The organism is Nonomuraea sp. NPDC050663, from assembly GCF_044456985.1.
Taxonomy (GTDB): Bacteria; Actinomycetota; Actinomycetes; order Streptosporangiales; family Streptosporangiaceae; genus Nonomuraea.
In genome coordinates this window covers 1-1106 of record NZ_JBITGL010000051.1, presented here as the reverse complement: position 1 = coordinate 1106, position 1106 = coordinate 1, and the positions used below count along the sequence as shown (strand labels likewise).

Here is a 1106-nt window from a genome sequence, read left to right as displayed (position 1 = left end):
CTAGGAGCTGTTCGGGGTTCGGATCTTGGTAGGGGTGGCTCAGCCTGGTAGAACGTCGGATGTGGCGCGCTTCGATATGACGGATGCTGAGTGGGCGTTGATCGAGCCGCATCTGCCGGTGGCGGCGACCGGGCCGTTGCCGCGGCGGGCGCGGGATCAGTTCAACGGGATCTTGTGGCGGTTTCGCACCGGGTCTGGCTGGCGTGACGTCCCTGAACGCTACGGGCCCTGGTCAACGCTGTACTCCCGGTTCAACGGCTGGACCAAAGCCGGGGTCTTCCAGGCCCTGATGGACGCGCTGATCGCCGAGGCGGCATCGCGTGGGCAGGTCGGGTTGGAGATGGTCAGCGTGGACTCCACGATCGTGCGGGCGCATCAGGAGTCGGCCGGACTGGCGATCGCCGGGGAGACCCTGGATGCGCTGGAGCAGGCGTTGACCGAGGAAAAGGGGGCTCCGCTGCTGCAGCAGCCGCCGGTGTGGCGGGTGATGCGCCGCAGGTCACACCCGAGACGGGCGACGCGGGTTCATCGGCCGGCCACGATCGCGCCACCAGTCGGCGGCGCCGCAAGGCCCGGGCCCGGCGGGCCGAGCTCGGTCGCTCCCGAGGCGGGCTGAGCAGCAAGATCCATGCCGCGGTCGACGCGGCCGGGCTCCCGCTGGCCTTCGTCCTGACCCCGGGCCAGGCCGGTGACTGCTCACGCTTCAGCACCGTCCTGGACAAGATCCGCATCCCCGCTCCCATCGGTCGGCCGCGTACCCGCCCTGCCGCGGTCGCCGCCGACAAGGCTTACTCCTCCAAGGCCAACCGCGCCTATCTGCGTCGCCGCCGGATCGCCGCGATCATCCCGGAGAAGACCGATCAGCAGGCCAACCGCAAGAAGAAGGGCTCCAGCGGCGGGCGGCCCGTCGGCTTCGACCCCAAGCGCTATCGGCAGCGCAACACCGTCGAACGCTGCTTTCAGAAGATCAAAACGTGGCGGGGGCTGGCGACCCGCTACGACAAATCCCCGGAAAGCTACGTGGCCGGGCTCCACCTCCGAGGCTCAATCATGTGGTTGAAACTCCTCGCCTCAACCACATGATCCGAACCTCAAACAGCTCCTAG

Annotated in this window: 1 pseudogene; it reads left to right on the top strand. The window is 68.3% G+C overall.

The features are described 5' to 3' along the window. The first annotated feature begins 61 nt into the window (after positions 1 to 61). A pseudogene (locus ACIBH1_RS49070) lies at positions 62 to 1083 on the top strand (IS5 family transposase). Positions 1084 to 1106: the final 23 nt, after the last annotated feature.